This window comes from uncultured Bradyrhizobium sp. (assembly GCF_947648125.1).
Lineage (GTDB): Bacteria > Pseudomonadota > Alphaproteobacteria > Rhizobiales > Xanthobacteraceae > Bradyrhizobium.
The window spans coordinates 38,639-62,411 of record NZ_CANSMR010000020.1; the positions used below are offsets into that span (position 1 = coordinate 38,639).

24 protein-coding genes are annotated in these 23,773 nt (G+C 65.1%); 14 read left to right on the plus strand and 10 right to left on the minus strand.

Features of this window, described 5'->3' with window-relative positions; translation table 11 throughout:
• The first annotated feature begins 7 nt into the window (after window positions 1-7).
• The 5 genes from purS to Q0030_RS28665 all read left to right on the plus strand — a co-directional run bounded on the left by purS (window position 8) and on the right by Q0030_RS28665 (window position 3,463).
• Complete coding sequence (purS, locus tag Q0030_RS28645) at window positions 8-250, plus strand: phosphoribosylformylglycinamidine synthase subunit PurS (protein WP_029083848.1); 243 nt, start codon at window positions 8-10, stop codon at window positions 248-250.
• A 69-nt stretch (window positions 251-319) separates the two neighbouring features.
• A complete protein-coding gene (locus Q0030_RS28650) occupies window positions 320-844 on the plus strand; it encodes a hypothetical protein (RefSeq protein ID WP_298374776.1) in 525 nt (174 codons plus the stop codon).
• A 4-nt stretch (window positions 845-848) separates the two neighbouring features.
• Window positions 849-1,550: a phosphoribosylformylglycinamidine synthase subunit PurQ gene (gene purQ / locus Q0030_RS28655; RefSeq protein ID WP_298374778.1), complete on the plus strand. Its 702-nt coding sequence runs from the start codon at window positions 849-851 to the stop codon at window positions 1,548-1,550.
• Between the two features lie 5 nt (window positions 1,551-1,555).
• A complete protein-coding gene (locus tag Q0030_RS28660; RefSeq protein WP_298374780.1) occupies window positions 1,556-2,536 on the plus strand; it encodes a tripartite tricarboxylate transporter substrate-binding protein in 981 nt (326 codons plus the stop codon).
• A gap of 189 nt (window positions 2,537-2,725) precedes the next feature.
• Window positions 2,726-3,463: a tetratricopeptide repeat protein gene (locus tag Q0030_RS28665; RefSeq protein WP_298374782.1), complete on the plus strand. Its 738-nt coding sequence runs from the start codon at window positions 2,726-2,728 to the stop codon at window positions 3,461-3,463.
• Between the two features lie 7 nt (window positions 3,464-3,470).
• On the opposite strand, the gene Q0030_RS28670 is transcribed toward Q0030_RS28665, so the two are convergent.
• Window positions 3,471-4,415, minus strand: coding sequence for a DMT family transporter (locus Q0030_RS28670; RefSeq protein ID WP_298375018.1), 945 nt, complete (start codon window positions 4,413-4,415; stop codon window positions 3,471-3,473).
• Between the two features lie 322 nt (window positions 4,416-4,737).
• On the opposite strand from Q0030_RS28670, the gene Q0030_RS28675 reads away from it, so the two are divergent.
• Window positions 4,738-5,142, plus strand: a complete 405-nt coding sequence (locus Q0030_RS28675; RefSeq protein ID WP_298374784.1) for a hypothetical protein — start codon at window positions 4,738-4,740, stop codon at window positions 5,140-5,142.
• A 67-nt stretch (window positions 5,143-5,209) separates the two neighbouring features.
• Here Q0030_RS28675 and Q0030_RS28680 read toward each other — a convergent pair whose 3' ends face one another.
• Both Q0030_RS28680 and Q0030_RS28685 read right to left on the minus strand, forming a co-directional pair.
• Window positions 5,210-7,444: an alkaline phosphatase family protein gene (locus Q0030_RS28680; RefSeq protein WP_298374785.1), complete on the minus strand. Its 2,235-nt coding sequence runs from the start codon at window positions 7,442-7,444 to the stop codon at window positions 5,210-5,212.
• Between the two features lie 273 nt (window positions 7,445-7,717).
• Entirely contained in the window at window positions 7,718-8,209 is a 492-nt protein-coding gene (locus Q0030_RS28685; protein ID WP_298374787.1) for a PaaI family thioesterase, read from the minus strand.
• A gap of 186 nt (window positions 8,210-8,395) precedes the next feature.
• On the opposite strand from Q0030_RS28685, the gene purL reads away from it, so the two are divergent.
• Window positions 8,396-10,627 (plus strand): phosphoribosylformylglycinamidine synthase subunit PurL, encoded by a 2,232-nt coding sequence (purL, locus tag Q0030_RS28690; protein ID WP_298374789.1) that lies wholly within the window; start codon window positions 8,396-8,398, stop codon window positions 10,625-10,627.
• Window positions 10,628-10,738: 111 nt separating this feature from the next.
• Here purL and Q0030_RS28695 read toward each other — a convergent pair whose 3' ends face one another.
• On the minus strand, window positions 10,739-10,999 hold the full coding sequence (locus tag Q0030_RS28695; protein WP_298374791.1) for a GlsB/YeaQ/YmgE family stress response membrane protein: 261 nt from the start codon (window positions 10,997-10,999) through the stop codon (window positions 10,739-10,741).
• A 101-nt stretch (window positions 11,000-11,100) separates the two neighbouring features.
• The gene (gene soxR / locus Q0030_RS28700; protein ID WP_298374793.1) at window positions 11,101-11,577 is read right to left on the minus strand and encodes a redox-sensitive transcriptional activator SoxR; all 477 of its coding nucleotides are present in this window, start codon (window positions 11,575-11,577) and stop codon (window positions 11,101-11,103) included.
• Window positions 11,578-11,713: 136 nt separating this feature from the next.
• On the opposite strand from soxR, the gene Q0030_RS28705 reads away from it, so the two are divergent.
• Both Q0030_RS28705 and Q0030_RS28710 read left to right on the plus strand, forming a co-directional pair.
• Window positions 11,714-12,829, plus strand: a complete 1,116-nt coding sequence (locus Q0030_RS28705; RefSeq protein WP_298374794.1) for an efflux RND transporter periplasmic adaptor subunit — start codon at window positions 11,714-11,716, stop codon at window positions 12,827-12,829.
• Window positions 12,830-12,857: 28 nt separating this feature from the next.
• Entirely contained in the window at window positions 12,858-15,938 is a 3,081-nt protein-coding gene (locus Q0030_RS28710) for an efflux RND transporter permease subunit (protein ID WP_298374795.1), read from the plus strand.
• A gap of 223 nt (window positions 15,939-16,161) precedes the next feature.
• Here Q0030_RS28710 and Q0030_RS28715 read toward each other — a convergent pair whose 3' ends face one another.
• Window positions 16,162-17,346 (minus strand): acyltransferase, encoded by a 1,185-nt coding sequence (locus Q0030_RS28715; RefSeq protein WP_298374796.1) that lies wholly within the window; start codon window positions 17,344-17,346, stop codon window positions 16,162-16,164.
• A 183-nt stretch (window positions 17,347-17,529) separates the two neighbouring features.
• Here Q0030_RS28715 and Q0030_RS28720 point away from each other — a divergent pair, with 183 nt between their 5' ends.
• Window positions 17,530-17,703, plus strand: coding sequence for a DUF1328 domain-containing protein (locus Q0030_RS28720; RefSeq protein WP_298374798.1), 174 nt, complete (start codon window positions 17,530-17,532; stop codon window positions 17,701-17,703).
• Window positions 17,704-17,832: 129 nt separating this feature from the next.
• Here the strand turns inward: Q0030_RS28720 and Q0030_RS28725 are convergent, their stop codons facing one another.
• Window positions 17,833-18,192 (minus strand): DUF427 domain-containing protein, encoded by a 360-nt coding sequence (locus Q0030_RS28725; protein ID WP_298374801.1) that lies wholly within the window; start codon window positions 18,190-18,192, stop codon window positions 17,833-17,835.
• Between the two features lie 210 nt (window positions 18,193-18,402).
• Between Q0030_RS28725 and Q0030_RS28730 the strand changes: the two genes are divergently transcribed.
• The gene (locus Q0030_RS28730) at window positions 18,403-18,639 is read left to right on the plus strand and encodes a BolA family transcriptional regulator (protein ID WP_021077843.1); all 237 of its coding nucleotides are present in this window, start codon (window positions 18,403-18,405) and stop codon (window positions 18,637-18,639) included.
• A 30-nt stretch (window positions 18,640-18,669) separates the two neighbouring features.
• A complete protein-coding gene (locus Q0030_RS28735) occupies window positions 18,670-19,851 on the plus strand; it encodes a low temperature requirement protein A (protein ID WP_298374804.1) in 1,182 nt (393 codons plus the stop codon).
• Between the two features lie 8 nt (window positions 19,852-19,859).
• On the opposite strand, the gene Q0030_RS28740 is transcribed toward Q0030_RS28735, so the two are convergent.
• Genes Q0030_RS28740 through egtB form a run of 3 tightly spaced genes read right to left on the minus strand, consistent with a single transcriptional unit; the run spans window position 19,860 to window position 22,554 of the window.
• Complete coding sequence (locus Q0030_RS28740; RefSeq protein ID WP_298374807.1) at window positions 19,860-20,255, minus strand: DUF4345 domain-containing protein; 396 nt, start codon at window positions 20,253-20,255, stop codon at window positions 19,860-19,862.
• Window positions 20,256-20,278: 23 nt separating this feature from the next.
• Window positions 20,279-21,247, minus strand: a complete 969-nt coding sequence (gene egtD, locus Q0030_RS28745; protein WP_298374810.1) for an L-histidine N(alpha)-methyltransferase — start codon at window positions 21,245-21,247, stop codon at window positions 20,279-20,281.
• A 53-nt stretch (window positions 21,248-21,300) separates the two neighbouring features.
• The gene (egtB, locus tag Q0030_RS28750) at window positions 21,301-22,554 is read right to left on the minus strand and encodes an ergothioneine biosynthesis protein EgtB (RefSeq protein ID WP_298374813.1); all 1,254 of its coding nucleotides are present in this window, start codon (window positions 22,552-22,554) and stop codon (window positions 21,301-21,303) included.
• A gap of 292 nt (window positions 22,555-22,846) precedes the next feature.
• On the opposite strand from egtB, the gene grxD reads away from it, so the two are divergent.
• Window positions 22,847-23,179 carry a Grx4 family monothiol glutaredoxin gene (gene grxD, locus Q0030_RS28755; RefSeq protein ID WP_028336765.1) on the plus strand — a complete coding sequence of 111 codons (333 nt, stop codon included), beginning with the start codon at window positions 22,847-22,849 and terminating at the stop codon, window positions 23,177-23,179.
• Entirely contained in the window at window positions 23,176-23,727 is a 552-nt protein-coding gene (locus tag Q0030_RS28760) for an O-acetyl-ADP-ribose deacetylase (protein ID WP_298375020.1), read from the plus strand. Before grxD ends, Q0030_RS28760 begins: the two co-directional genes overlap by 4 nt.
• Window positions 23,728-23,773 lie beyond the last annotated feature (46 nt).

Consider the following 23,773-nt stretch of genomic DNA (forward strand, 5'->3'; position numbering starts at 1 on the left):
GGCGATCGTGAAGGCACGTGTAACTGTGACATTGAAGTCGGGCATCCTCGATCCGCAGGGCAAGGCGATCGAGGGCGCGCTGAAATCGCTCGGCGTCGACGGCGTCGCCAGCGTTCGCCAGGGCAAGGTGTTCGACATCGAGCTCGCCGCGACCGACAAGGCCAAGGCTGAGGCGGCGCTGAAGGCCGCCGCCGACAAGCTGCTGGCCAATACCGTGATCGAGAACTATCGGGTCGAGGTTCTGAGCTAGCGAGCGCGCCAAATGATAACAGCCGCTCCCGCCGCTGCTCGCCGTGACCGAATCTTCGTCGGAGCGCTCTTGGTTGGCTTGCTGACGGCAGCTGGAATCGGCGGGGCTTCGGCTCAACCGGCGCCGGCAGCGCCTGCCGCGACGACGCAGCCGCCGCCGTTCACCGTCAGCGGATGGAGCTACGAGCGCCGCGGCTCCGATGTGCATATGTTCCGCTGCGCGCAATCGTCCTGCGGCGCGGGCTCCAAGGTGAGCTACCGGTATTATACCGGCGGAAAACAGATGACTCTCGACCAGTTCCGCGAGGGGCAGGAGCAGATCGTCAAGGCGCTGGAGCAGCGGACGCCGGGGCAGCGCATTACGCTGCTCGGCGTTGATGGCGACAAGGGCACCGCGGGGCCGCGCATGTTCAAGGCACGGCGCCTGACCGTGACAGCCAACGGCGCAAGCGAGTATCAGGTCAGCGGCTTGCTGCTTGCCGGACAAGGCTCCGCCAGCCTGATCAGCTCGGCGCGTGACGAAAAGGCCAGCAACGACAATTACGCGAAGTTTGCCGCCGCAGTTAAGCTCGTGCTGGCACCCAAAACCAGGTGATGCAATGAAATCAGCCGTCCTCGTCTTCCCCGGCATCAATCGCGAGCGAGACATGGCGCGCGCGCTCAAGCTTGCATCCGGCAATGAGACCGCGATGGTTTGGCACGCCGAGACTGCGCTGCCCAAGGGCACCGACCTCGTGGTGGTGCCCGGCGGCTTCTCCTATGGCGATTATCTGCGCTGCGGCGCGATCGCGGCCCGCGCACCCGTGATGGACGCGGTGCGCGACTTCGCAGCCTCGGGCGGGCTAGTGCTCGGCGTCTGCAACGGCTTTCAGATCCTCTGCGAGTCCGGGCTGTTGCCGGGCGTGCTGATGCGCAATGCCGGGCTGAAATTCGTCTGCCGCGACGTGCACATGCGAATCGAACGCTCCGACACGCCGTTCACCCGCGGCTACAATGCCGGCCAGGTGATCCGCGTACCGGTGGCGCATGGCGAGGGCAATTACGAGGCGGACGAGGAGACGCTGAAGCGGCTCGAAGGCGACGGGCGGGTGCTGTACCGCTACTGCTCGGCCGATGGCGTGGTCGACGAGGCCTCCAACTTCAACGGCGCCGCGCATTCGATCGCCGGCATTGTCAACGAGCACGGCAACGTGCTCGGTATGATGCCGCATCCGGAAAACCACGTCGAAGAGATCATGGGCTGCACCGACGGCCGCGGCCTGTTCGCAGGACTGGTCCAGCAGTTCGAAAAAGCGGCGTAGTTATCATGCTGCGAAGGTGCCTTGCCGCGGCGGCAGCCGCGGTCCTACTGCTTGCGACGGCGGCGCACGCCCAAGATACCTCGAAGCTGGACTTCCCGAAGCGTCCGATCACGATGATCGTGCCGTTCACGGCCGGCGGCACCTCGGACGTGATTGCCCGCGCGGTGGCCGACCAGATGAGCGCGGCGCTCGGCCAGACCATCATCATCGAGAATGTCGGCGGCGCCGGGGGCTCGACCGCGCTGACCCGCGCCGCGCGCGCCGAGCCGGACGGCTACACGATCGCGATCGGCAACGCCGGCACCAATGCCGCGACCTACACGATCTATCCGAAGCTGTCGTTCACGCCCGACTCCTTCGCGCCGATCGCCGTGGTCGCCAAGACCTTCGGCATCGTCGCGTTGCGCAAGGATTTTCCGGCCACGGACCTCAAGGAATTCATCGACTACGCGAAGAAGAATCCGGGCAAGGTCAATCTCGGCCACGCTGGCGTCGGCTCCTCGAATTACTTGATCTGCAAGAGCTTCGTGCATGCCGCCGGGATCGACGTGCAGCTGGTCGGCTATCGCGGCGCGGCGCTCGCGCTGACGGACGCGATCGGCAGCCAGATCGACGGCGTCTGCGATGCCGCCGCCTCGGTGTCGCAGGCGATCGACGACAAACTGGTGAAGGCGGTCGTGGTCGGCTCGACCGTGCGGCTCGCCTCGCTGCCGGACTTGCCGACCTCGACTGAAGCTGGCCTGGCCGAGTTCGAGGCGCAAGGCTGGAACGGCCTGTTCGCGCCGAAGGGCACCCCGGGCGAGATCATCGCCAAGCTCAACGCCGCGGCGCGCACCGCGGTCGCGAGCGAAGCGGTGAAGAAGCGCTTCGTCGAGTTGTCGACCGTTGCGCCTGACGCCGATGAACTCGCACCCGAGGTGCTGCAGCAACTCGTGACCCGCGACGTCGCGAAGTACCGCGCGCTGCTCTCGGACGACAAGAAGTAGCGGCTTCGCGATGCGCGCGGATCATGAACCTGATCCGCTCCGGCAGACACCAACGCAGGGATAGCCGCTTCCATTTCACAATCTCGTCACGCTAGCGCCGCTTGAGTGGCAACCTGGGATTGTCGCAGCGTGCCGGGTAAGGTATGACGGAAGCGATTTGGATGATTGGTCTGGTTCGCTGGAATTCGCATGCCCGTTGCATTGGTCGTACTGCTGCTCGACATCACGCTGATCTATCACGCCTCGCGCACCGGGCGCCTGCAGCCGTGGGCTTTCATCATCCTGATGGTGCCGCTGGTCGGCGCACTCGCCTACATCGTCGTCGAGCTCGTTCCGGAATGGTGGGGCGGACCGGCTGCCGCGCAGGCACGCAAGCGCGTCGCCAACCGTATCGATCCGGAGAAGCGGTATCGCGAACTGTCGGACAAGCTCGCGACATCGGACACGATCGCCAACCGCGCGGCGCTGGCCGCGGAGTGCCAGACCATCGGGCGTTACGAGGAGGCGGAGAGCCACTACGATCACGTCTTGCGGCTGCCGCAGGGCGACGATCCGGCCTACGCCCTGGCCAAGGCGCAGGCCCAGTTCGCCCGCAAGCAGGCGGCCGAAGCGCTGGCGACGCTCGATGCCTTGCGCGAGCGCTGGCCCGATTTCGAGTCCGCCGAGGGGCATCTCCTCTACGCCCGCTCGCTCGCCGAAATCGGCCGGCTCGACGAGGCGCTGGAGGAATACCAGGCGGTGTCGCAGTACTTTCCGGGAGCCGAGGCGCGGGTCCGCTATGGCCTGTTGTTGCAGCTGGTCGGCCGCACCGCCGAGGCGCGCATCGTATTCAACGAGCTGTTGATCCAGATGCGGCGCGCACCGAAATACCTGCGCGATGCGCAGGCCGAGTGGCTCTCGATCGCCGAGAAGCAGTTGTCGACCTGAGCTGCGGTTACGATTTTCGCAGCCACCGCTTGACCGCTTCGCCGGGCACCGTCATCGCGGCGACGCCGGCCATGACCAGCAGCAGGCCGAGCGCAAGGTTCGACGGTACGGATTCCCCGAGCAGGATCACCGACAACGCGACGCCGATCGGAATTCGCAAATAGCCTTGTGCATTCGTCGTGAGCGTGCCGAGCCGCGTCAGGCACATGTAGAACAGCATCAGGCCGAACGCGCTGGAGAAGATGCCCATCACGACGGTGGCGACCAGCGCCTGCGGCGTCGGGTGCAGCGTCCAGGGATGGTCGACGATCAGGGCGAGCGGCAGCAACACGGTGCCGCCGAACAGCAGCGAGCCGGCGGCCACCACCATCGGGTCATAGTCGGAGAGACGAAGCCCGAAGATCGTGGCGCAGGCGAACGAGACGGTGGCGAGCAGGATCGCGATCTCGGCGACAATCTCCTTGCCGAAGCCCGAGAGCGCATCGAGGCCGATGATCGCGACCGTGCCGGCGAGGCCGAGAATCGCGCCGACGAACTTGAGCGGCGAGGCCGGCTCGTGCCGCGTGATCGCCCAGGTGATCAGGAAGGCGAAGATCGGCGTCGTCGAGGCCAGCACCACGGTGTTGGACGCCGGCACGTAGAGCTGCGCCCAGGTGATCACCAGGAACGGGATCGTCGAGTTGATGGTCTGCTGGAACGCGAACAGCTTCCAGGCCTTGATGTCGGTCGGGATGCGGATGCCGCGGATCCGCAGCACCACGAGCAGGAAGAGGGCGGCGACCAGCGAGCGCGCCGAGATGAAGGTGACCGGCGGGATCGAGCCGAGCCCGATCTTGGTCAGCGGATAGGTCGAGCTCCAGCAGCAGGCCAGCGCCAGCAGCAACGCATAGTCGCGCCAGCCGCGCGCACCGGGCGTGGTGGTCGAAGTCGGCGTGATCGCGGGAGCCGTCACGCCGCCCGTCTTAGCTGTGCTCTTCGGCACCTTGATTGGCTCCCCGGCGCATTTGCGCGCGACGGGTCCAATGTAGCGCGTCGCCGCGCCGCAAGGCTAGGGCGTTTGGCCGGTGCGCGGCCGGATCGCGCGACAGTCCAGTCAGGCCATGGGTGCTCGCCGACTCGCAATTCAAACGATCACAACACCGTTCAAGGGCGTAAATCACACGCGCCCGCAGCGAATTCGAACTAGCATGGTGCCGGCGCAGCCGTTCCTTGCGAAGCGCAGGGAGCAGTCCGGACGGCACCGCATTCTGCGAACGACTGACAAGGAGCACAGCATGAAGAACGCTCTCGTTTGCGGCTTCGCCGCAGTGGTCATCTGCTTGATGGCGGCGGACGTCGCTCGCGCCCAAGCCGGAGCTCCGCCGGTACCGACGACGCGAATTCTCGCGATCGGGACCCTGAACCCGGGCGTCGACCCGGCCGCGGCGCGCGCGATCCTGCCGACCGAGGTCCGCGAGACCGTCAAGCTTTACCTCGATGGCAAGGTCGACCAGTGGTTCTCGCTGCAGGGACGTCCCGGCGTGGTGTTCATCCTGAACATGACCGACACTGCGGCGGCTCACGAGATGCTGGAGAAATTGCCACTGGGGCAGGCGCATCTGATGAGCTTCGAATTGATCCCCGTCGGCCCGCTCAATCCGCTCCGGCAGTTGCTGGGGACGGCGACCGGGTCGCCGTAGCCCGGATATGGAGGAAACAACGATGGACGCCGGCTTGGCGTCCATCGCGTGACTTTTGCCCGAGATCCTAGCGCAGGACCTCGCTCAGCACCTCGCCATCGACCTGGTGGGGTGTGGTGCCGAGGAGCCGCATGACGGTCGGCGCCACGTCGATATTGCGCATGCGCCGCACCACGGTGTCCCTTCGGATCTGCGGTCCCGCGGCGATGAACGTCGCGCTCATCACCGGAAGCTCGGGATCGTGACCGTGGGCGCCATAGAAGTTCGGCATCGACAGGGCGGTGGTTGCCGAATTGAACGGCGCGTCGCCCTGGCGCGCGACGCCGGGGTTCTGGATGCCGTCGAAATTGTAGCCGGGCGCCATCAGCGCGAACACGTCGCCATAGTCCTGGCCGACGGTCTTGCTGATGCACTGTCCGGTACCGGCATCGCATTGCAGCGGCCGGGTCTCGACGACGGTGAAGATGCGCTGATCCCTGAGCGAGTAGTTGAAGCGTGCATTGGGATCGACCGCGTTCCTCACCGCATCGGTGATCTGCGCCACCAGGTTACGGTAGGTCGCAAGATCGACGGTGCCGCCGAGCTCGCGGTTTTGCAGGTTGACGTAGATGTCGGCGGCAGGACCCGAGGTGCGGACCCCGACCTTGCTGGTGTCGATGCCGGCGTTGCGCAGGATGTTGGTGAGATTGACCGATGTGTGGAACGGCGCGAAGCCGTGATCCGACACCACGACGACGTTGCTGTCACGGCCCGCCGCATCGGCAATCTGCTTTACCGCTCTGTCTGCCGTCTGGTAGGCGAAACGGATGTAGGACGCGTAGCGCTTGACCTTGGCCGGATCCTGGTTGGCGCCGATCGAATTCGGGTCGGTCGGGTTGGTGCCCTGGCGGGGATCGGTCAGCAGGAACTGGTGCTCGGAGCCGTCGGGCTGCTCGATATAGACCATGACGAGGTCGGCGTCGGGATGGGTCTTGATCGCGCGCTCGCCGATATTTGCCTGGTAGCGGACGAAGGTCTTCACCATGTCCTCGTACATCGTCTCGATCTCGACATCGGGGAAGCTGGTGAAGCCCGGGCTCAGACGCTCCGGAATGCGGAAGTCGGCCTGCGGACGCCAAAAGCCGATGTTGTCGTTGATGTCGTCGACATCGGCCAGCACCGGCGTGTTGCGCGGGATGTAGTTGGCGCCGTAGCGGGCGAAGCGCACCACCGAGAGGTCGGGCGACAGCGCCGAGACGAAGTAGGCTGCGCCGGCCTTCGCCCCGCTGCCCTCGAAGAAGAACGGCGCGTTCTCGCCGCCGAACTTGACGTAGGCCGGCCCGGTCGACGGCGCGTGGAACGGTCCTGCGGTGATGCCGCGGTTGGCGTCGAAGAACACCAGCGTGTCGTAGTTCACCTTGCGGTCATTGGTGGTGTCGATCGCGGCGACGCGGATCGAATACTTGACGTCAAGCGTCGCGGTGTTGGTGCAGGTCGCGGTCGCCGCCGCGGAACATGAGAACGTCTCGATCGGCGCCGAGGTCACCAGCACCGGGCTGAACGAGAAATGGCCCGCAGCCTGCAGCGCCGCGACAATGCCCGGATCGGTCGTGAAGTCGCTGCGCGACAGCGAGAAGCCCTGGGCACCGATGCCGCCGAATGCGCCGAACGGCACCGTGAAGTCGGTCACGCGGGTCGGCTGGGCCGGCTGCACCACGGTCTTGTTGATCGAGATGTCGGCGCCGTCGCCGCCGGGCCAGGTCGCGGTGACGACCTTCTTGCCCTGCTGGCGCAGCTGCACCCACAGGGGCTGTGCCGTCGGGTGCGCCGACGGTCCGAGCGGGCTTTCGCTGTAGCCGCCGATCGGCGCCGCGAAGCCGCTGATGCTGCTGGAGATCGGGCCGACGATCGGCTGGAACGTGTTGGAGGGGATGTCGTTATGCACTGCGGTCGAACCGGTCGCGATCGCGATATGCGAGACCGCGGTGAGCGACGGTGACGCCGTCACGTTCTGCAGAGCCACTGCGCCGCGCCGGCTGAGCCGGGCAAGCCCGCCGTCGCGCGGCAGCACGCCTTCCTCGATGAATTTCTGGATGAAATCGGGCTTGGCACCATCGAGCGAGATCATCACCACGCGCGGCTTGCGGCCGTGATGACCGCCGTCATGGTCTTGATCCTGGTCCTGATCGTGACCGCGGGACTCGCCGATGCCGCGGTCGCCATTGTCGCCGTCCTGGCCGGCACGAGCCGGCGTTGCAACGCAAGCCAGCGATGCGACAAGCGACATCGCTGACGTCACGGAAACAAATGTCTTCAATTTCATGAGAATGCCCCAACTTCGCTGCGCGAACACACAAACGGAAACCGTTCAGCAATATTCGGGGGCTTGGCTGACGCGCATGTGACGCGCACGCGACGACGCAACGACAGCATGTCGTCGCGTCACAACTGGCGTTTGCATTGCTTCACAAGAAGAACGCGCGTGAACACAACGCGCTAGAGCCGAGCTCTCGATTTAACCCGTGGTGATGTAACGGCTGGATGAAGGCGTGTGTCCACAGACCTTGGGCGTTCTGCGCGAAACGGGTCGTGAGCGTTACGCTGTCTTCTCCGCCGGCGCCTTGCGCTTCGTCCGTTTGATGGTGCCGGAGAAGCTGAACAGCGGCCGCTCGGCCGATGTCAGCATGCCGCGCACGAAGATCAGCGATCCGCCGGCACGGGTGACCTCGCCGGTGCATTCGATCAAGGCACCCTCGCGGGCCGCATCGAGGAATTCCGAGGCGAACGAGACCGTGACCCCGGGGCCCTGGAGCACCGGGGACGCAAGCGCGAACAGGCAGTAATCCGCGAAGGTCATGAGGCAGCCGCCATGGACGTTGCCCGAGCCGTTGAGGTGCTTCGGGCCGACCCGGAACGCACAGGCGATGCGGCCGTTCTCGTCCATGCAGTGGTAGAAGGGGCCGGTATGGGTCTCGAAACTGTCCCGGGTCCAGGTTCGCCAGCCGGCGAATTCGCCCTCGGTCTCGACGTGCAGGTCGGGGCGGCGGTTGAATGCCGTATTGAGTGCGGTCTTGGCGAGCTCGTTCACGAAATCTGGCCTTCAATTATCGGGTTCGGGACCTTAAATCCGATCCATCCCCATTGTGCAAATCCCAAGCACAGATCCAGGCTGCAAATCCCGGGCCGCGTCCAACCGCCGCAAAGCTCTGGACAGGCCGGAAATGGGCCGTAAAAGGCCTTTTCGCCCCCGTTCGATCTACCTATTAAGGGTCCCATGACCGCGCCCAAGAACGACCCCAAGAACGAGCCTCAAATCACCCCCGAACTCGTCGCCGCCCACGGGCTGAAGCCGGACGAGTACGAGCGCATCCTGAAGCTGATCGGGCGGGTTCCGACCTTCACCGAGCTCGGCATCTTCTCGGCGATGTGGAATGAGCATTGCTCGTACAAGTCGTCGCGCATCCATCTGCGCGGGTTGCCGACCAAGGCCCCCTGGGTGATCCAGGGCCCCGGCGAGAATGCCGGCGTGATCGATATCGGCGACGGCCAGGCTGTGGTCTTCAAGATGGAGAGCCACAACCACCCGAGCTACATCGAGCCCTACCAGGGCGCGACCACCGGCGTCGGCGGCATCCTGCGCGACGTCTTCACCATGGGCGCGCGCCCGATCGCCTGCCTGAATGCGCTGAGCTTCGGCGCGCCGGAGCACCCCAAGACCCGGCATCTGGTGTCCGGCGTGGTCGCGGGCGTCGGCGGCTACGGCAATTCGTTCGGCGTGCCGACGGTCGGCGGCCAGGTCCGCTTCCACACCCGCTATGACGGCAACATCCTGGTCAACGCGATGGCGGTCGGCCTCGCCGACGCCGACAAGATCTTCTACGCGGCGGCTTCCGGCGTGAACATGCCGATCGTCTATCTCGGCTCCAAGACCGGCCGCGACGGCATCCACGGCGCCTCGATGGCCTCGGCCGAATTCGACGACGCCTCCGAGGAGAAGCGCCCGACCGTGCAGGTCGGCGATCCCTTCGCCGAGAAGCTGCTGCTCGAAGCCTGCCTCGAGATCATGGAAGCCGATTGCGTGATCGCGATCCAGGATATGGGCGCGGCCGGCCTGACCTGCTCGGCGGTCGAGATGGGCGCCAAAGGCGATCTCGGCGTCGATCTCGATCTCGATGCGGTGCCGACCCGCGAGACCGGCATGAGCGCCTACGAGATGATGCTCTCGGAGAGCCAGGAGCGCATGCTCATGGTGCTCAAGCCCGAGAAGGAGAAAGAGGCCGAGGCGATCTTCCGCAAATGGGGGCTCGATTTTGCCATCGTCGGCTACACCACGCCGAGCAAGCGCTTCGTCGTCAAGCATGGCGGCGACGTGATGGCCGATCTGCCGATCAAGGAGCTCGGCGACGAGGCGCCGGTCTATGACCGTCCGCATGTCGCCTCGACTGCGCTGCCGGTGATCCGCGGCCAGGACGTCAAGCCGCCGCTCGGGATCGCAGAGGCGCTGACGAAGCTGATCGGCACGCCCGAACTGTGCTCGAAGCGCTGGGTGTGGGAGCAGTACGACCACGTCATCCTCGGCAATACCATGCAGCGTCCCGGCGGCGATGCCGCCGTGGTCCGCGTCCAGGACGGGCCGAAGGGGCTCGCGCTCACCGTCGACGTCACGCCGCGCTATTGCGAGGCCGATCCGTTCGAGGGCGGCAAGCAGGCGGTCGCGGAAGCCTGGCGCAACATCACCGCGGTCGGCGGCCGGCCGCTCGCGATCACCGACAATCTCAACTTCGGCAATCCGGAGCGGCCCGAGATCATGGGCCAGTTCGTCGGCTGCCTGAAGGGCATCTCGGAAGCCTGCCGTGCGCTGGATTTCCCGGTCGTGTCCGGCAATGTCTCGCTCTACAACGAGACCAACGGCCGCGGCATCCTGCCGACGCCCTCGATCGGCGGCGTCGGCGTGCTCGACGACTTCACCAAGTCGGCGACCCTGGCGTTCAAGGCGGCGGGCGAGGCGATCCTCTTGGTCGGCGAGACCCAGGGCTGGCTCGGCCAGTCGGTGTACCTGCGCGATGTCTGCGGCCGCGAGGAGGGCGCTCCGCCGCCGGTCGATCTCGCCACCGAGAAGCGCAACGGCGACGTGGTGCGCGGCATGATCCGCGCCGGCACTGCGAGTGCGGTGCATGACGTGTCCGACGGCGGGCTCCTGATCGCGCTCGCCGAGATGGCGATCGCAAGCGGCATCGGCGCGCAGCTCCTAGCGGCGCCGTCCTCGATCGTGCCGCATGCCTACTGGTTCGGCGAGGATCAGGCCCGCTACATCGTCACCGTGCCTGCGGCGGACGCAGGCCTCGTGCTGGCCAAGATGAAGGGCGCCGGCGTGCCCTGTGCGCGCATCGGCACCACAGGCGGCGACGCGATTGCGGTTGCCGGCGAGCCGCCGGTGACGATCGAAAGCCTGTCCCGCGCCTTCGAGCACTGGCTGCCGAACTACATGCACGGCACTGCCGCCTGATCGCGTCGGATCGGGCGCTACAAGCGTCGAGCGAACAAGGTCTCAATAGCGCGATGAACCCGTCATCGCGCTATTGCCTTATGTCCAGGCGCGATCCCTTCGGATCAAGCGCTAGGTGGCGCCGCGGATCGCGCGCCAGGCAAAAATGATAATCACTGCGCCGATGAAGCCGGCGACGAGATAGCCGATCCATCCTCCGCCGATCGATACGCCGAGCAGACCCAATAGCCAGTTCGCCAGCGCGGCGCCGACGATGCCGAGGATGATATTCATGAAGATGCCGGTTCCGGTCTTCATGAACATCTCGGCGAGCCAGCCGGCCAATCCGCCGACGATGATTGCGGCGATCCATCCAACTTGAGGGTCGTTCATCTGAGGACTCCCTAGGGTCAAGCAGTCCGGCCACCATAGCTGAGAATCACATGGCCACATGTGACCAATGGCAGGTTGTGCGCAACTTGTTGGCGACGGGCTCAAGCCTGCCGCCCCCGGCGCTGCCTGCGTTCGGCCGCGGTGATCAGGATGCGGGGGCCCGGGCCCTGCGCGCCGAGCCTGTCGTCGCCATTGCGCAGCGGGCAATCGGTGACCGACAGGCAGCCGCAGCCGATGCAGCTGAACAGCTTGTCGCGCAGGTCGGTGAGATCGCTGATGCGCTGTTGCAGCGCCGCGGTCCAGGCGCGCATCGCACGCTCCCACTCGCGCATGGTCGGGGCGCGATCGAGCGGTATCGCTGCGAAGGTTTGCCTGATCTCTTCCAGCGGAATCCCCGCGCGTTGCGCGATCCGGATCACCGCGATGCGCCGCAGCACGCCACGCATGTAGCGGCGCTGGTTGCCGCTGGTGCGCCGGCTCGCGATCAGCCCCTTGCTCTCGTAGAAGTGAAGGGTGGAGACGGCGAGGCCGCTGCGCTGCGCCACTTCGCCGACTGAAAGCTCTTGTGGAAGCGCCATTTGCTGCGAGATCCCGAATTAGAAGTCCTGCAAGCTGCGAGCCTTGACCTCAACCATACTTGAGGTTCTATAACAGTTGCGGGCTTGCAGGGGCAAGCTTCCGGCCGAGATGCCGGGGTTCGTTCTTGGAAGCGAAATGCCGTCCGCATCATCCTCATCGCGCCGCTGGCTCGGGCTTCGCCCCAAGCCGTTCGGCATCACCCTTGTCTTGCTGATCTGTGCCGCGGCCGCCTTGTTCGCCTGGCGCGCCGGCGGATCCAGTGCGTCAGCCAAGGCCACCGCCGAAGCCCCGCCAACGCCGGTAGCCGCCATGGTGGTGCGGACCGAAACCTTGCCGCGCTCGATCGAGGCGATCGGTTCGTTGCAAGCAGTGCGGCAAGTGATTCTGGCACCCGAAGTTGCCGGCCGCGTCACCGCGATCAATTTCGATGCCGGTACCGATGTCGCCGAGGGCGCAGCGCTGGTGCAGCTCTATGACGCGCCGCTGCGCGCCTCGCGCGCGGTTGCGGTTTCCAAGGGACGCTTTGCGCAATTGCAGGAGAAGCGTTCGCAGGGGCTGGCGCCGTCGGGCTTCGTGACCCAGGAGACGCTGCAGCAGCGGCAGGAAGACCTCAAGCAGGCCGACGCCTCGGTCGAGCAGCTCGATGCGCAGATCGCGCAGACGACGATCCGCGCGCCGTTCGCCGGCCAGATCGGCCTGCGCAAGGTGAACCTCGGTCAATACGTCAATGCCGGCGATGCGCTCGCCACGCTGACCGCGCTCGACCAGCTCTATGCCAATTTCACCGTTCCGCAGCAGCGCCTGTCAAATCTGAAGGTGGGAGGCACGGTGACGATCCGTACCGACGCTTTCCCCGATCGGGTGTTCGAGGCCACGATCAACGCCATCGAACCGCAGGTCGCCGAGGATACCCGCAATGTCCTCGTGCAGGCGCTGTTCTCTAATCCCGACCGGCTGCTGCTGCCTGGGCTCTTCGTGATGGTGAACGTCGTGCTGCCGCCGCAGCTCGACGCCATCGTGGTGCCCGTCACCGCGATCCAGACCAGCGCGTCCGGCGAGAGCGTGCTCGTGGTGCGCGACAACAAGGCGGTCGGCGTTGCCGTCAAGACCGGGCAGCGCATCGGCGAACGCGTCGTTGTGGAGCACGGGCTTTCGCCGGGCGATCACATCGTGACCGCGGGCCAGCTTCGCGTCATGCCGGGTGCTGCCGTCCAGATGACTATGGCGGAGACGCCGGAGAAGGGACGCTAGCCCACAGGCGGCGTCTGAGGCCGGCATCATGCATTTCACCGACATCTTCATCCGCCGGCCGATTCTTGCGACGGTCGTCAGCCTGCTGATCCTCTTGATCGGCACCGCGGCCATGGTCTCCCTGCCGGTGCGGCAGTATCCCAGCATGGAAAGCGCCACCATCCAGGTCGATGTCTCGTTTCCCGGCGCGACCCAGGACGTCATGCAGGGCTTTGTCACCTCGGTGATTGCGCAGTCGATCGCGACCGCCAACGGCATCGAATACATGACCTCGAACTCGACGCTCGGCACGAGCCAGATCAAGGCCAAGCTGGTGCTCAATGCCAATGCCGACCGTGCCATGACCGAGGTGCTCGCCAAGGTGCAGCAGGTCAAGTACCGCATGCCGGCCGGCGTGTTCGATCCTGTGATCACAAAGATCACCGACGGCGCATCGGCGGTGCAGTACATCGCTTTCACCAGCGACACGCTGACGCCGGCGCAGATCACCGACTTCGCCACCCGCGTGGCGCAGCCGCTGTTGACGTCGGTCCCCGGCGTCGCCTCGGCCGACACGTCGGGCGGATCGTCGCTGGCGATGCGGGTGTGGATCGATCCGTTCAAGCTCGCGGCGCGCGGCCTGACCGCGGCCGATATTTCTGCTGCGCTGCGTTCCAACAATGTGCAGGCGGCGCCCGGGCGGCTGCGCGGCGAGATGACCGTGACCAACATCACCGCGGCGACCGACCTGCGCAATCTCGACGATTTCCGCAAGATGGTGATCAAGACCGGCGCCGCTGGCGGCGGCCTGGTGCGGCTCGGCGACGTCGCGACGCTCGAGATCGGCGGCGAGAATTACGATTCGAACGCGCGCGACAGCGGCCGGCCCACCGTCTATATCGCGGTGCAGCCGACGCCCGACGGCAACCCGCTGGAGATCGTCGCCGCCACCGCCAAGGTGATCGAGGACCTCAACCGCGTCGCGCCGCCCGGATTGCAGGTCGCCGACGTCTTCAACATCGTGCACTTCGTCAAGGCCTCGATATCAGAGGTGCAGCACGCGCTGGCCGAGGCGATCCTGATCGTCGTGGTGGTGATCCTGCTGTTCCTCGGATCGTTCCGCTCGGTGTTGATCCCGGTCGTCACCGTGCCGCTGTCGCTGGTCGGCACCGCGGCGATGATGCTGGCGCTCGGCTTCTCCATCAATTTGCTGACCTTGCTTGCGATGGTGCTGGCGATCGGGCTCGTGGTCGACGACGCCATCGTCGTCGTGGAGAACATCCATCGCCACATCGAGGAGGGCCTGAGTCCGGGCGACGCGGCCCTGATCGGCGCGCGCGAGATCATCGGCCCGGTGATCGCGATGACGATCACGCTGGCCGCGGTCTATGCGCCGATCGGCCTGATGGGCGGCCTGACCGGCAGCCTGTTTCGCGAATTCGCTTTCACGCTGGCAGGCTCGGTGGTGGTCTCGGGCGTCATTGCCCTGACCTTGTCGCCGATGATGAGCGCGCAACTGCTGGGGGAAGCGACCTCGCATGGACGGTTTGCCCGTTTCGTCGAGCACCAGTTCTCGAAATTGTCGCGCGGCTACGGCCGGCTGTTGGCCGCGACGCTCAAGATGCGCGCCGCGGTGCTCGTGGTCGCGGTCAGCGTGCTGGCGGCAATCGTGGTGTTGTTTCTCGGCAGCCAGCGCGAGCTCGCGCCGTCCGAGGACCAGGGCTATGTGTTCACGGTGCTCAGGGCGCCGCAATATGCCAGCGTCGACTACACCACGCGCTACACCAACCAGGTCGAGCAGCTGTTTCGCTCGTTCCCGGAGTATCACGCCAGCTGGGTCATCAACGGCACCGACGGCCAAAACCATGCATTCGGCGGCATCACGCTGACGGATTGGGACAAGCGCAAGCGCTCCGCCGACGACATCCAGAACCAGCTCTACGGCATGTCCTATGGCGTGCTCGGCGCGAGCGTGACACCGTTCCAGCCCGCCGCGTTGCCGGCGGCGACCGGCGGCCTGCCGTTCCAGATGGTGGTGCGCTCGGCCGGCGATTTCTCAACCATCTATCAGGAGGTCGAGACACTGAAGGCGGCCGCCTGGAAGAGCGGGCTGTTCGTCTTCGTCGACAGCGATCTCGCGTTCGACAGCCCGACCGCGCGGATCACGATCGATCATGCCAAGGCGGCCGAGGCCGGCGTCAGCATGCAGACCATCGCCGACACGCTCGCTGTGCTGGTCGGCGAGAACTACGTCAACCGCTTCAACTTCTTTGAACGCTCCTACGAGGTGATCCCGCAGGTGCGGCAGGCCGACCGGGTCACGCCGGACAATCTCGGAAACTTCAATGTCCGTTCGAGCTCGGGGCGGATGTTCCCGCTGTCGACGGTGATCAAGGTCAACGTCAAGCCTGAGCCGAACCGGCTGCCGCAGTTCAACCAGATGAATGCGGCGACGATCTCTGCGGTGCTGAAGCCCGGCGTCACCATGGGGCAGGCGGTGTCGTTCATGCAGGCGCAAAAGCTGTCGCCGGGCATGACCGTCGACTGGCTGTCGGACAGCCGGCAGTATGTCCAGGAGGGCAACCGCCTGATCGTCACCTTCGGCATGGCACTGATCGTGATTTTCCTGGTGCTGGCGGCGCAGTTCGAAAGCTTCCGCGATCCCCTGGTCATCATGGTGACGGTGCCGCTCGCGGTCTGCGGCGCGCTGCTGCCGCTGTATTTCGGCTTCACCACGCTGAACATCTACACCCAGATCGGCCTCGTCACCCTGATCGGGCTGATCTCCAAGCACGGCATCCTGATGGTGAGTTTCGCCAACGAGATCCAGCACCATGAAGGGCTCGACCGCGTCGCCGCGATCCAGAAGGCCGCCGCGGTCCGCATGCGCCCGGTGCTGATGACGACGGCCGCGATGGTCGCTGGCCTTGCGCCGCTGCTCTATGCCGACGGCGCCGGCGCGGCCAGCCGCTTTGCCATCGGCATCGTCGTGGTGATGGGGATGCTGATCGGCACGCTGTTCACGCTGTTCGTGCTGCCGACCTTCTACATCCTGATCGCCCGCGACCACCGCGCCGCGGCCGCACCGCGTCTCGAAAGCGTGGCGGCCAGGAGTGAGATCGCTGCGTAGGGAGCGGTAGTCTCTTTGACTGAAGCGGTCCTTCGACGAACTCGCTTCACCTCTCCCGCTTGCGGGGTCAAGACGAGCGAAGCTCGCTCTTAGGTCGACGCGCGTAGCGCGGCGGGTGGGGGCTCTCTCCACGATGTGACTCGCGGAGAGAGCCCCCACCCTAGCCCTCCCCCGCAAGCGGGAGAGGGGGCGCAGCTCAGATGCCGCAATATCAATGCTCTAGCTAAAGCACGTATTTGGCGCCCGGCAGCTTGCGCAGCACGGCGGTGGCGGCCCAGCTCAGCGCTACGGTGGCGAAGAACGCGATCGCAGCCTTGGCGATCGCTGGCAACTCCATGTCGAACAGCCAGTATTGCAGCCATAGCACGATCGGATAGTGCACCAGGAACATGCCGTAGGCATCGCCCTGCATGCGGTCGAGCAGCGTCGGGCCGGCCGCCTTCGATTGCAGGAAGTAGGCCAGGATCGCGAACAGGATCGAGGCGCTGAACAGCACGTAGAAGGTGCCGTAGGACGCGAGATACCAGCCCGGCAGCGGATCGGGGTTACCGATGACCCCCCGCTTGATGTAGATCATCACCCACATCAAGCAGTAGGGGATCAGCGTGATGCCGGTCCAGAACCAGCGCCGCTCGGTTAGCCGTCCGTTGGCGCTGAGCAGGCCGCCCTCGAGGTTCGCCGCCCCGATCCCTGCACCGATGAAGAAATAGGACGCATACAGCAGCACCCGGCTCGCCTGCACCGAGAACGGTCCGAGCTCGAACCAGTAGTTCTGGCCGTAATGCACCAGCATCGGCAGATAGGCGACCGCACTGACGACCACGAGGAACAGCCAGAACTTCGACGGACGTTGAAATCCCTTGATCGACAGACGGTTGATCGGCTCGAGCAGGCGCGACGACACCCGGTAGAGCACGCTCGCCGTCACGTCGAAGGTCATCAGGACCCAGACGAACCAGATCGGGCCGCTCGGCCACGGCCCGAAAATCATGGTCTTCCACCAGAATTCGGAGAAGGTCAGCTCCGGCGTCGCACGCAGCGCGATCGCGTAATAGGCGATCGGAATCACGGTGAATGCGCAGATCACGAAGGGCAGGCCGAGCCGCAGCAGCCGGTCGCGCAGGAAGATCAGCCATGGCTTGTGGCCGAGCCCGGGCCAGACGAACAGCCCCGACAGGAAGAAGAACATCGCCATGAAGAAGCTGTCGGTGGCGAGCACGATGCCGTCGAAGCCGATCCAGGACGTCGGGTCGGTATGGCCGAAATGGGTGTAGGGAATCACCGCGTGATGCAACAGCACGACCAGCGTCAGGAAGGTGCGTGCACGGTCGAGGGCGACGTTGCGCTTGTGGAGCTTCGGTGCTGCCTGGACGTCGACGGCCGGAGCCGCGTGAGCAATCGATTTCATGGTGCCCCCAGCCGGGTCTGCACCCGGATGTTGCAATCGGGAACCCGATTCAGCAAGGCCCAATCGTCCCGATTCCATGGTGTCGAGGTCGGTCATTTCAGTGGATCTGTTTCGATCTGGAACCGGGGTCGGTGGCGGGCGTTGTCGGGCGGACGCGCAAGGCGCGGGTTTGTGGAGCGAGCAATGACACTGCTGAAATGGGCGTTGGTCTTCCTTGTCGTCTCGATCATCGCGGGCCTGCTCGGCTTCACCGGCATCGCCGCCGCCTCCGCCGACATTGCGCGCTTCCTGTTCTACGTATTCGTCGTGATCTTCCTGGTGCTGCTGATTCTTGGACTCACGATATTCAGGGTCTAGCGGCGATCCGGCCGAACACTCCCGTCGTCATGCCCGGGCCTCGCCCGGGCATTTCCGTTTTTTCAGGACTGGATGGGCACGCTCCGAAACGGCCGGGCGAGGCCCGGCGCGCGCGGCAGGCGCGATAGTTTAGGCGACTTCCTCGATTTTCACCTTGTCCGGATAGAAGGCGAGGTGGCCGGCGATCTCGGTCATGGCCGGGAACGGCGCCTCATAGGTCCAGATCGCATTGTCCAGCGTCTTGCCGTTGGCCTTGATGCTGAAGTAGTTCGCGTCCCCCTTGTAGGGGCAATGCGTGGTGCGCTCGGTGCGGGTCAAAAGCTCCATGTTGGCGTCCTGCCGGGGGACGTATTGCACGGCCGGATAGCTCGCTTCCTTCAAGGTCAGCGCATGGGTGGTCTCGGCAATGACGACGCCGTCGGCGGTGACGCGGACACGCCTGGCATTGGGCGTGATCGTGATCGGATGGTCGGGGCCGGGGAGCTTCATGATTCTGCGCCTCTTCTGGTCATTTCGGCGTGATGGCTTGTGACCGATTGATGCAGGTTTAAATCGCTGGGAATGGGAATATAGTGTGCCCCGGGATGACCTAGAAGACCTCAAGCGCCAGGTTTTATCTTGGGTTTTGCCTTGGGGTTTGTCTTAGTTTTCCTGGCCGAATCGGCCCTGATTCGAATGACCTGACGGAGGTGGACTGGGATGCCGATGGACGCCCGTGATATCGAATCGATGATCAAGGCAGCGATCCCTGATGCCGAGGTGACGATCCGTGATCTGGCCGGCGACGGCGACCACTACGCGGCCACTGTCGTTTCCGAGTCATTCCGCGGCAAGTCCCGCGTTCAGCAGCACCAGATCGTCTACCAGTCGCTGAAGGGCCAGATGGGCGGCGTGCTGCACGCGCTGGCCCTGCAGACCGGCGTGCCGGAAGGCTAGTCCCCGGCAACCGGGCGGGGGCCCCAAGCGATGGCAGATAATCCGCGCGGCGCGATGTTTCGCGTCATCGTGCCGAACCAGCACAGCCGCGTCACCAATGCCGAGCTGTTCTTCGACCTCGTCTTCGTCTTCGCCGTCACGCAGCTGTCGCACACGCTGCTGCACCACTTCACCCCGCTCGGCGCGGTGCAGGTCACGGTGCTGTTTCTCGCGGTGTGGTGGGTGTGGGTCTACACCACCTGGGTCACCAACTGGCTCAATCCCGACCTGACGCCGGTCCGCCTGCTGCTGTTCGTTCTGATGCTGGGCGGGCTGTTGCTGTCGACCTCGATCCCGACCGCCTTCGAGGGCCGCGGGCTGTGGTTTGCCGGGACCTATGCGGCGATGCAGGTCGGCCGCACTGCGTTCTGGCTGCTGGCGACGCCGCGGCGCCGGACCGCGGTGCGCCACAACGCAATCCGCATCCTGACCTGGCTGTCCTGCTCGGCCGTGCTCTGGATTCTCGGCGGCTTCGCCGAGCACGAGACGCGGATGTGGCTCTGGATCGCGGCGCTGGCCATCGAATATGTCGCGCCGGCTCTGCGGTTCTGGACCCCTGGGCTGGGCTTCTCCTCGATGGAGGCCTGGTCGGTCGAAGGCGGCCATATGGCCGAGCGCTGCGCTGGCTTCATCATCATTGCGCTCGGCGAGGCGATCGTGGTCGATGGCGCGACCTTTGCCGAGCTGACCTGGACGCCGGAGAATGTCGCCGCGTTCATCTCGGCGCTGGTCGGCAGCATCGCGATGTGGTGGATCTATTTCCACAAGGGCGCCGAGGCCGGCGCGGACATGATCTCCAGGTCGGAGGAATCCGGCCGCGTGGCGCGGATCGCCTACACCTATCTGCACATGCCGATCGTCGGCGGCATCATCCTCACCGCGGTCGCCGACGAGCTGGTGCTGAAGCATCCCGGCGGCCATTCCGACCTGAAGACCATCGTGAGCTCGGTCGGCGGCCCCGCGCTGTTCCTGGTCGGGACCATCCTCTTCAAGTACGTGATCCGCAATTTCCTGCAGCTCTCGCACGGCGTCGGCATCGTGGCGCTGGTGATCACGGCCTATTTCGCCCGCGAGATGTCGCCGCTGATGCTCTCGATCGTCACCACCGTCATCATGATCGTGGTCGCGGCGTGGGAATCGATCTCGCTGCGGTCGAGCGGGGAGGAAGAATAGCGGGCTCGTTACCCGCGACCGGCCGTCGCCACGCGGTGCTGCCAGTAGACGAACAGCGGGGCGCCGATCACCTCCAGCGCAGTGAAGCCCACGAAGGGCAGCGGCGGCAAGCCAACCATCACCATCGACAGCAGCCGGCCGATGCCACCGAGGAAGATGCCGCCCCAGACGACGCGGAACAGTACGCTCTCGCTCTCGATGCGCGGCACCAGCCAGAGCAAGGCGAGGCCGAGACCAAGCCAGACCCCGCCGAAGAAGCGCAGATTGCTGTCGAGCACCGGCAGCACTGGCACGCCCGACGAGGCGTAGAGCGGGTCGCTCACGCCGAGCATCGTGATGATGCCGGTCAGGATAGGGATAAGGGCGAGCAGGGCTGTCGCGATCTGTAGCGCACGCCGGCCCATGATTGTGCCTCGTCCGGTTTGGTTTAGGCCGCGACCAACGCGTGCACCGAGAACATCGTGTTGGCGTCGGTCCAACTGTCGCGCACCGTCCAGCCTGCGCTGCGGGCGAGCGCGGTGAAACGCTCGAGCGAGTATTTGTAGCTGTTCTCGGTGTGGATGCTCTCGCCGGGACGGAACGCGAAGGTGTTGCCGAGGATGCGCACGGTCTGTGCCTTGCGGCTGATCAGGTGCATCTCGATGCGATGGCGGTCGCGGTTGTAGATCGAGCGGTGGGTGAAGCCCGACAGGTCGAAATTGCCGCCGAGCTCGCGGTTGATGCGAACCAGCACATTGAGGTTGAAGCGCGCGGTGACGCCGGCCGCGTCGTTATAGGCGTCGTACAGCACCCGCTCGTCCTTCTCGAGGTCGACGCCGATGATCATCTGCGCGCCGTGGCCGAGGATCTTGCGGGCGCTGCGCAGGAACGCCAAGGCCTCGCTCGGCTCGAAATTGCCGAGCGTCGAGCCGGGGAAGAAGCCGACCTTCGGCATGTCGGCGACGGCCTCGGGCAGCGTGAACGGCGTGGTGAAATCGGCTGCGACCGGATAGATGCCAAGGCCCGGGAAATCGCGGCGCAACCCGTCGGCCTGGGCCTTGAGGAAATCGCCGGAGATATCGACCGGCACGTAGGCTGCGAATTCGCAGTGCTCGAGCAAGAGGCGCACCTTGGTGGTCGCGCCGGCGCCGAACTCGACCAGCGCCGCGCCGTCCGGAATGATCGCGGCGATCTCGCCGCCGCGGTCGCGCAGGATGCTGAGCTCGGTGCGCGTCGGATAATATTCCGGCAGCACCGTGATCTGCTCGAACAGCTCCGAGCCGGTGGCGTCGTAGAAATATTTCGGCGACAGCCGTTTGGGGTGACGGGCGAGATCGCCGATCACATCGCCGGCAAACGCCGAGGTCGCTTCGTCGAACGGATACGCTTTGGCCAAAGCGGCGGCATGCACATTCATGATACTCTCCCGAACGCGCTTACCGACGCGTTACCGATGTCGACAGGACTCAATCAGGCATAGTCGGCGAGGCGTAACCCCGTGAATTGCCAGCGATGGTGCGGATAAAAGAAGTTGCGGTAGGTGACACGGCTGTGACCTGAAGGCGTCGCCAGCGACGAGCCGCGCAGCACGAGCTGGTTGACCATGAACTTGCCGTTGTACTCGCCGAGCGCGCCTTCGATCGCGCGGTAGCCCGGATAGGGCGAATAGGCGCTGCGGGTCCATTGCCAGACGATGCCATAGGCGTCGTTGAGCAGGCCGGCGCGCGCCGCGACCTCCCATTCCATCTCGGTCGGCAGATGCTTGCCGGCCCAGCGGGCGTAGGCGTCGGCTTCGTAGTAGCTGACATGGCAAACGGGAGCCTGGGGATCGATCGGCTGCAGGCCGCCGAGCGTCATGATCTTCCATTCGCCGTCGATCTCGCGCCAATGGCCCGGCGCCTGCCAGCCCTCGTTGGTCACAGTGCCGAAGCCATCCATCAGCCACAGCGTGGCGGTGGAGTAGCCGCCGTCCTTGATGAAGGCGAGCCAATCGGCATTGGTGACGAGGTTTTTCGCGAGCTTGACCGGGCCGACCAGCGCGCGATGCGCGGGCTTTTCATTGTCGAAATGGAAGCTGTCGTCGGCGTGGCCGACGGTGTGGATGCCCTCGTTTAGTGTCACCCATTCCTCAGGCCCGCGCTGCGATGCCGGGAAGCGCCACGCCGGATCGTAGGCCGGCGGGATCGGGTTTTGTGCGAAGGCATGCAGGATGTCGGTGTACATCAGCTCCTGATGCTGCTGCTCGTGATTGAGACCGACCTCGACCAGCGGCACCAGCGTTTCGAGCTTGTCTGTCGGGGCAGTCTGGAAGAATTTCACTACCTCGGCGTCGACATGGCGGCGGTAGGCGGTGACTTCGTCTGATGTCGGGCGGGTCAGATGGCCGCGCTGGTGGCGGGCGTGACGGGGGCCAGCGCTGACGTAATAGGAATTGAACAGATAGGCGTAGTCCGGATGGAACGGCGTGTAGCCCTTGACGTGCTCGCCGAGCAGAAACTGCTCGAAGAACCAGGTGGTATGGGCGCGGTGCCACTTGGCGGGGCTCGCATCCGGCATCGACTGGATCAACTGGTCTTCCGCCGACAGCGGCGCGGCCCGGCGCTCGGTCTCGTCGCGGACCGCGCGATAGGCGTCCACCAGCCGCTGCGCGAGCGACCCGGATTCGGAGGACAATGACGGGGAGGTGCCGGGAATGGCTGCCGCGGCAGAGGCTGGTTTCGTCAACGATGGTCTCCGATTCAAGGGGAGAACGTTGCTTCGGTAAACTGGTTCCAGACGGACAGTTCGTCCTAGATAGGGGCTCCGTTACGGGAAAAAAGCCTCCCCCATGATGATATTGGGCCCGTCAGATAATCCCGGCCCGTTTTGCGGTGCCGTCCGGCCCCCGCCGCATGCCAGATTTCCGCCATTTTGCTTTGGATGCACAATGGTTTGAGCTACATATATAGCCAGTCACGGGTTAGAAGGGTGGGCCGGCCCACAAGGCTTGAGAGCGCCGCCCCCGAAGGAAGCGAAAATGAGCATCGAGCAATTCATCGACAACGAAGTGAAGTCGAACGACGTCGTGCTGTTCATGAAGGGCACGCCGCAATTCCCGCAGTGCGGGTTTTCCGGTCAGGTCGTGCAGATCCTCGACCACATCGGAGTCGGCTACAAGGGCCTCAACGTTCTGGAATCGGCCGAGCTGCGCGACGGCATCAAGGTCTATTCGAACTGGCCGACGATTCCGCAGCTCTATGTGAAGGGCGAGTTCGTCGGCGGTTGCGACATCATCCGCGAGATGTTCCAGGCCGGTGAATTGCAGCAGCTGTTTGCCGACAAGGGCATCCCGGTCGACGTGGCTGCCTGACCTTGACGGCGCGCCAGATCGGCAAGGCGCGGCTCGAAGTCATCGTTACCGACATCACGACCCTGCGCGTTGACGCCATTGTCAACGCGGCCAATTCGTCGCTGCTTGGGGGTGGCGGCGTCGACGGTGCGATCCACCGCGCGGCGGGCCCCGAGTTGCTTGCGGAATGCCGCACGCTGCATGGCTGCAAGACCGGCGATGCCAAGATCACCGGGGGCTACCGGCTCCCCGCCAAACACGTGATCCACGCCGTCGGGCCGATCTGGCATGGCGGCACCCAGAACGAGGATGCGCTGCTCGCATCCTGTTATCGCCGCGGCATCGAGTTGTGCCACACCAACGGGCTCGGCTCCGTCGCATTTCCCGCCATCTCGACCGGCGTCTATCATTTCCCGCCGGACCGCGCCGCCGCTATTGCGGTCAAAGCCGTCGTCGATGTCCTGCCGTCGGCCCCAAATGTTACGCAGGTGATCTTCTGCTGCTTCTCGGCCCAGAGCGGTGAGCTGCATCGGGAGGTCCTGGACGCCTTCGGGAGCCCTTGTGCCTGATGCTGCCGCCGCTACACTTCCCCGTGATTTCCGGGGAGGGATAGTT

Coding starts and splice junctions, on each gene's coding strand:
- Q0030_RS28715 (WP_298374796.1), bottom strand. CDS start 17,346: ATGAAATCGATTGCTCACGCGGCTCCGGCCGTCGACGTCCAGGCAGCA.
- purQ (WP_298374778.1), top strand. CDS start 849: ATGAAATCAGCCGTCCTCGTCTTCCCCGGCATCAATCGCGAGCGAGAC.
- Q0030_RS28730 (WP_021077843.1), top strand. CDS start 18,403: ATGCCGATGGACGCCCGTGATATCGAATCGATGATCAAGGCAGCGATC.
- Q0030_RS28740 (WP_298374807.1), bottom strand. CDS start 20,255: ATGGGCCGGCGTGCGCTACAGATCGCGACAGCCCTGCTCGCCCTTATC.
- Q0030_RS28675 (WP_298374784.1), top strand. CDS start 4,738: ATGAAGAACGCTCTCGTTTGCGGCTTCGCCGCAGTGGTCATCTGCTTG.
- Q0030_RS28720 (WP_298374798.1), top strand. CDS start 17,530: ATGACACTGCTGAAATGGGCGTTGGTCTTCCTTGTCGTCTCGATCATC.
- grxD (WP_028336765.1), top strand. CDS start 22,847: ATGAGCATCGAGCAATTCATCGACAACGAAGTGAAGTCGAACGACGTC.
- Q0030_RS28660 (WP_298374780.1), top strand. CDS start 1,556: ATGCTGCGAAGGTGCCTTGCCGCGGCGGCAGCCGCGGTCCTACTGCTT.
- Q0030_RS28710 (WP_298374795.1), top strand. CDS start 12,858: ATGCATTTCACCGACATCTTCATCCGCCGGCCGATTCTTGCGACGGTC.
- Q0030_RS28695 (WP_298374791.1), bottom strand. CDS start 10,999: ATGAACGACCCTCAAGTTGGATGGATCGCCGCAATCATCGTCGGCGGA.
- Q0030_RS28665 (WP_298374782.1), top strand. CDS start 2,726: ATGCCCGTTGCATTGGTCGTACTGCTGCTCGACATCACGCTGATCTAT.
- Q0030_RS28735 (WP_298374804.1), top strand. CDS start 18,670: ATGGCAGATAATCCGCGCGGCGCGATGTTTCGCGTCATCGTGCCGAAC.
- purL (WP_298374789.1), top strand. CDS start 8,396: ATGACCGCGCCCAAGAACGACCCCAAGAACGAGCCTCAAATCACCCCC.
- soxR (WP_298374793.1), bottom strand. CDS start 11,577: ATGGCGCTTCCACAAGAGCTTTCAGTCGGCGAAGTGGCGCAGCGCAGC.
- Q0030_RS28705 (WP_298374794.1), top strand. CDS start 11,714: ATGCCGTCCGCATCATCCTCATCGCGCCGCTGGCTCGGGCTTCGCCCC.
- egtD (WP_298374810.1), bottom strand. CDS start 21,247: ATGAATGTGCATGCCGCCGCTTTGGCCAAAGCGTATCCGTTCGACGAA.
- Q0030_RS28680 (WP_298374785.1), bottom strand. CDS start 7,444: ATGAAATTGAAGACATTTGTTTCCGTGACGTCAGCGATGTCGCTTGTC.
- Q0030_RS28725 (WP_298374801.1), bottom strand. CDS start 18,192: ATGAAGCTCCCCGGCCCCGACCATCCGATCACGATCACGCCCAATGCC.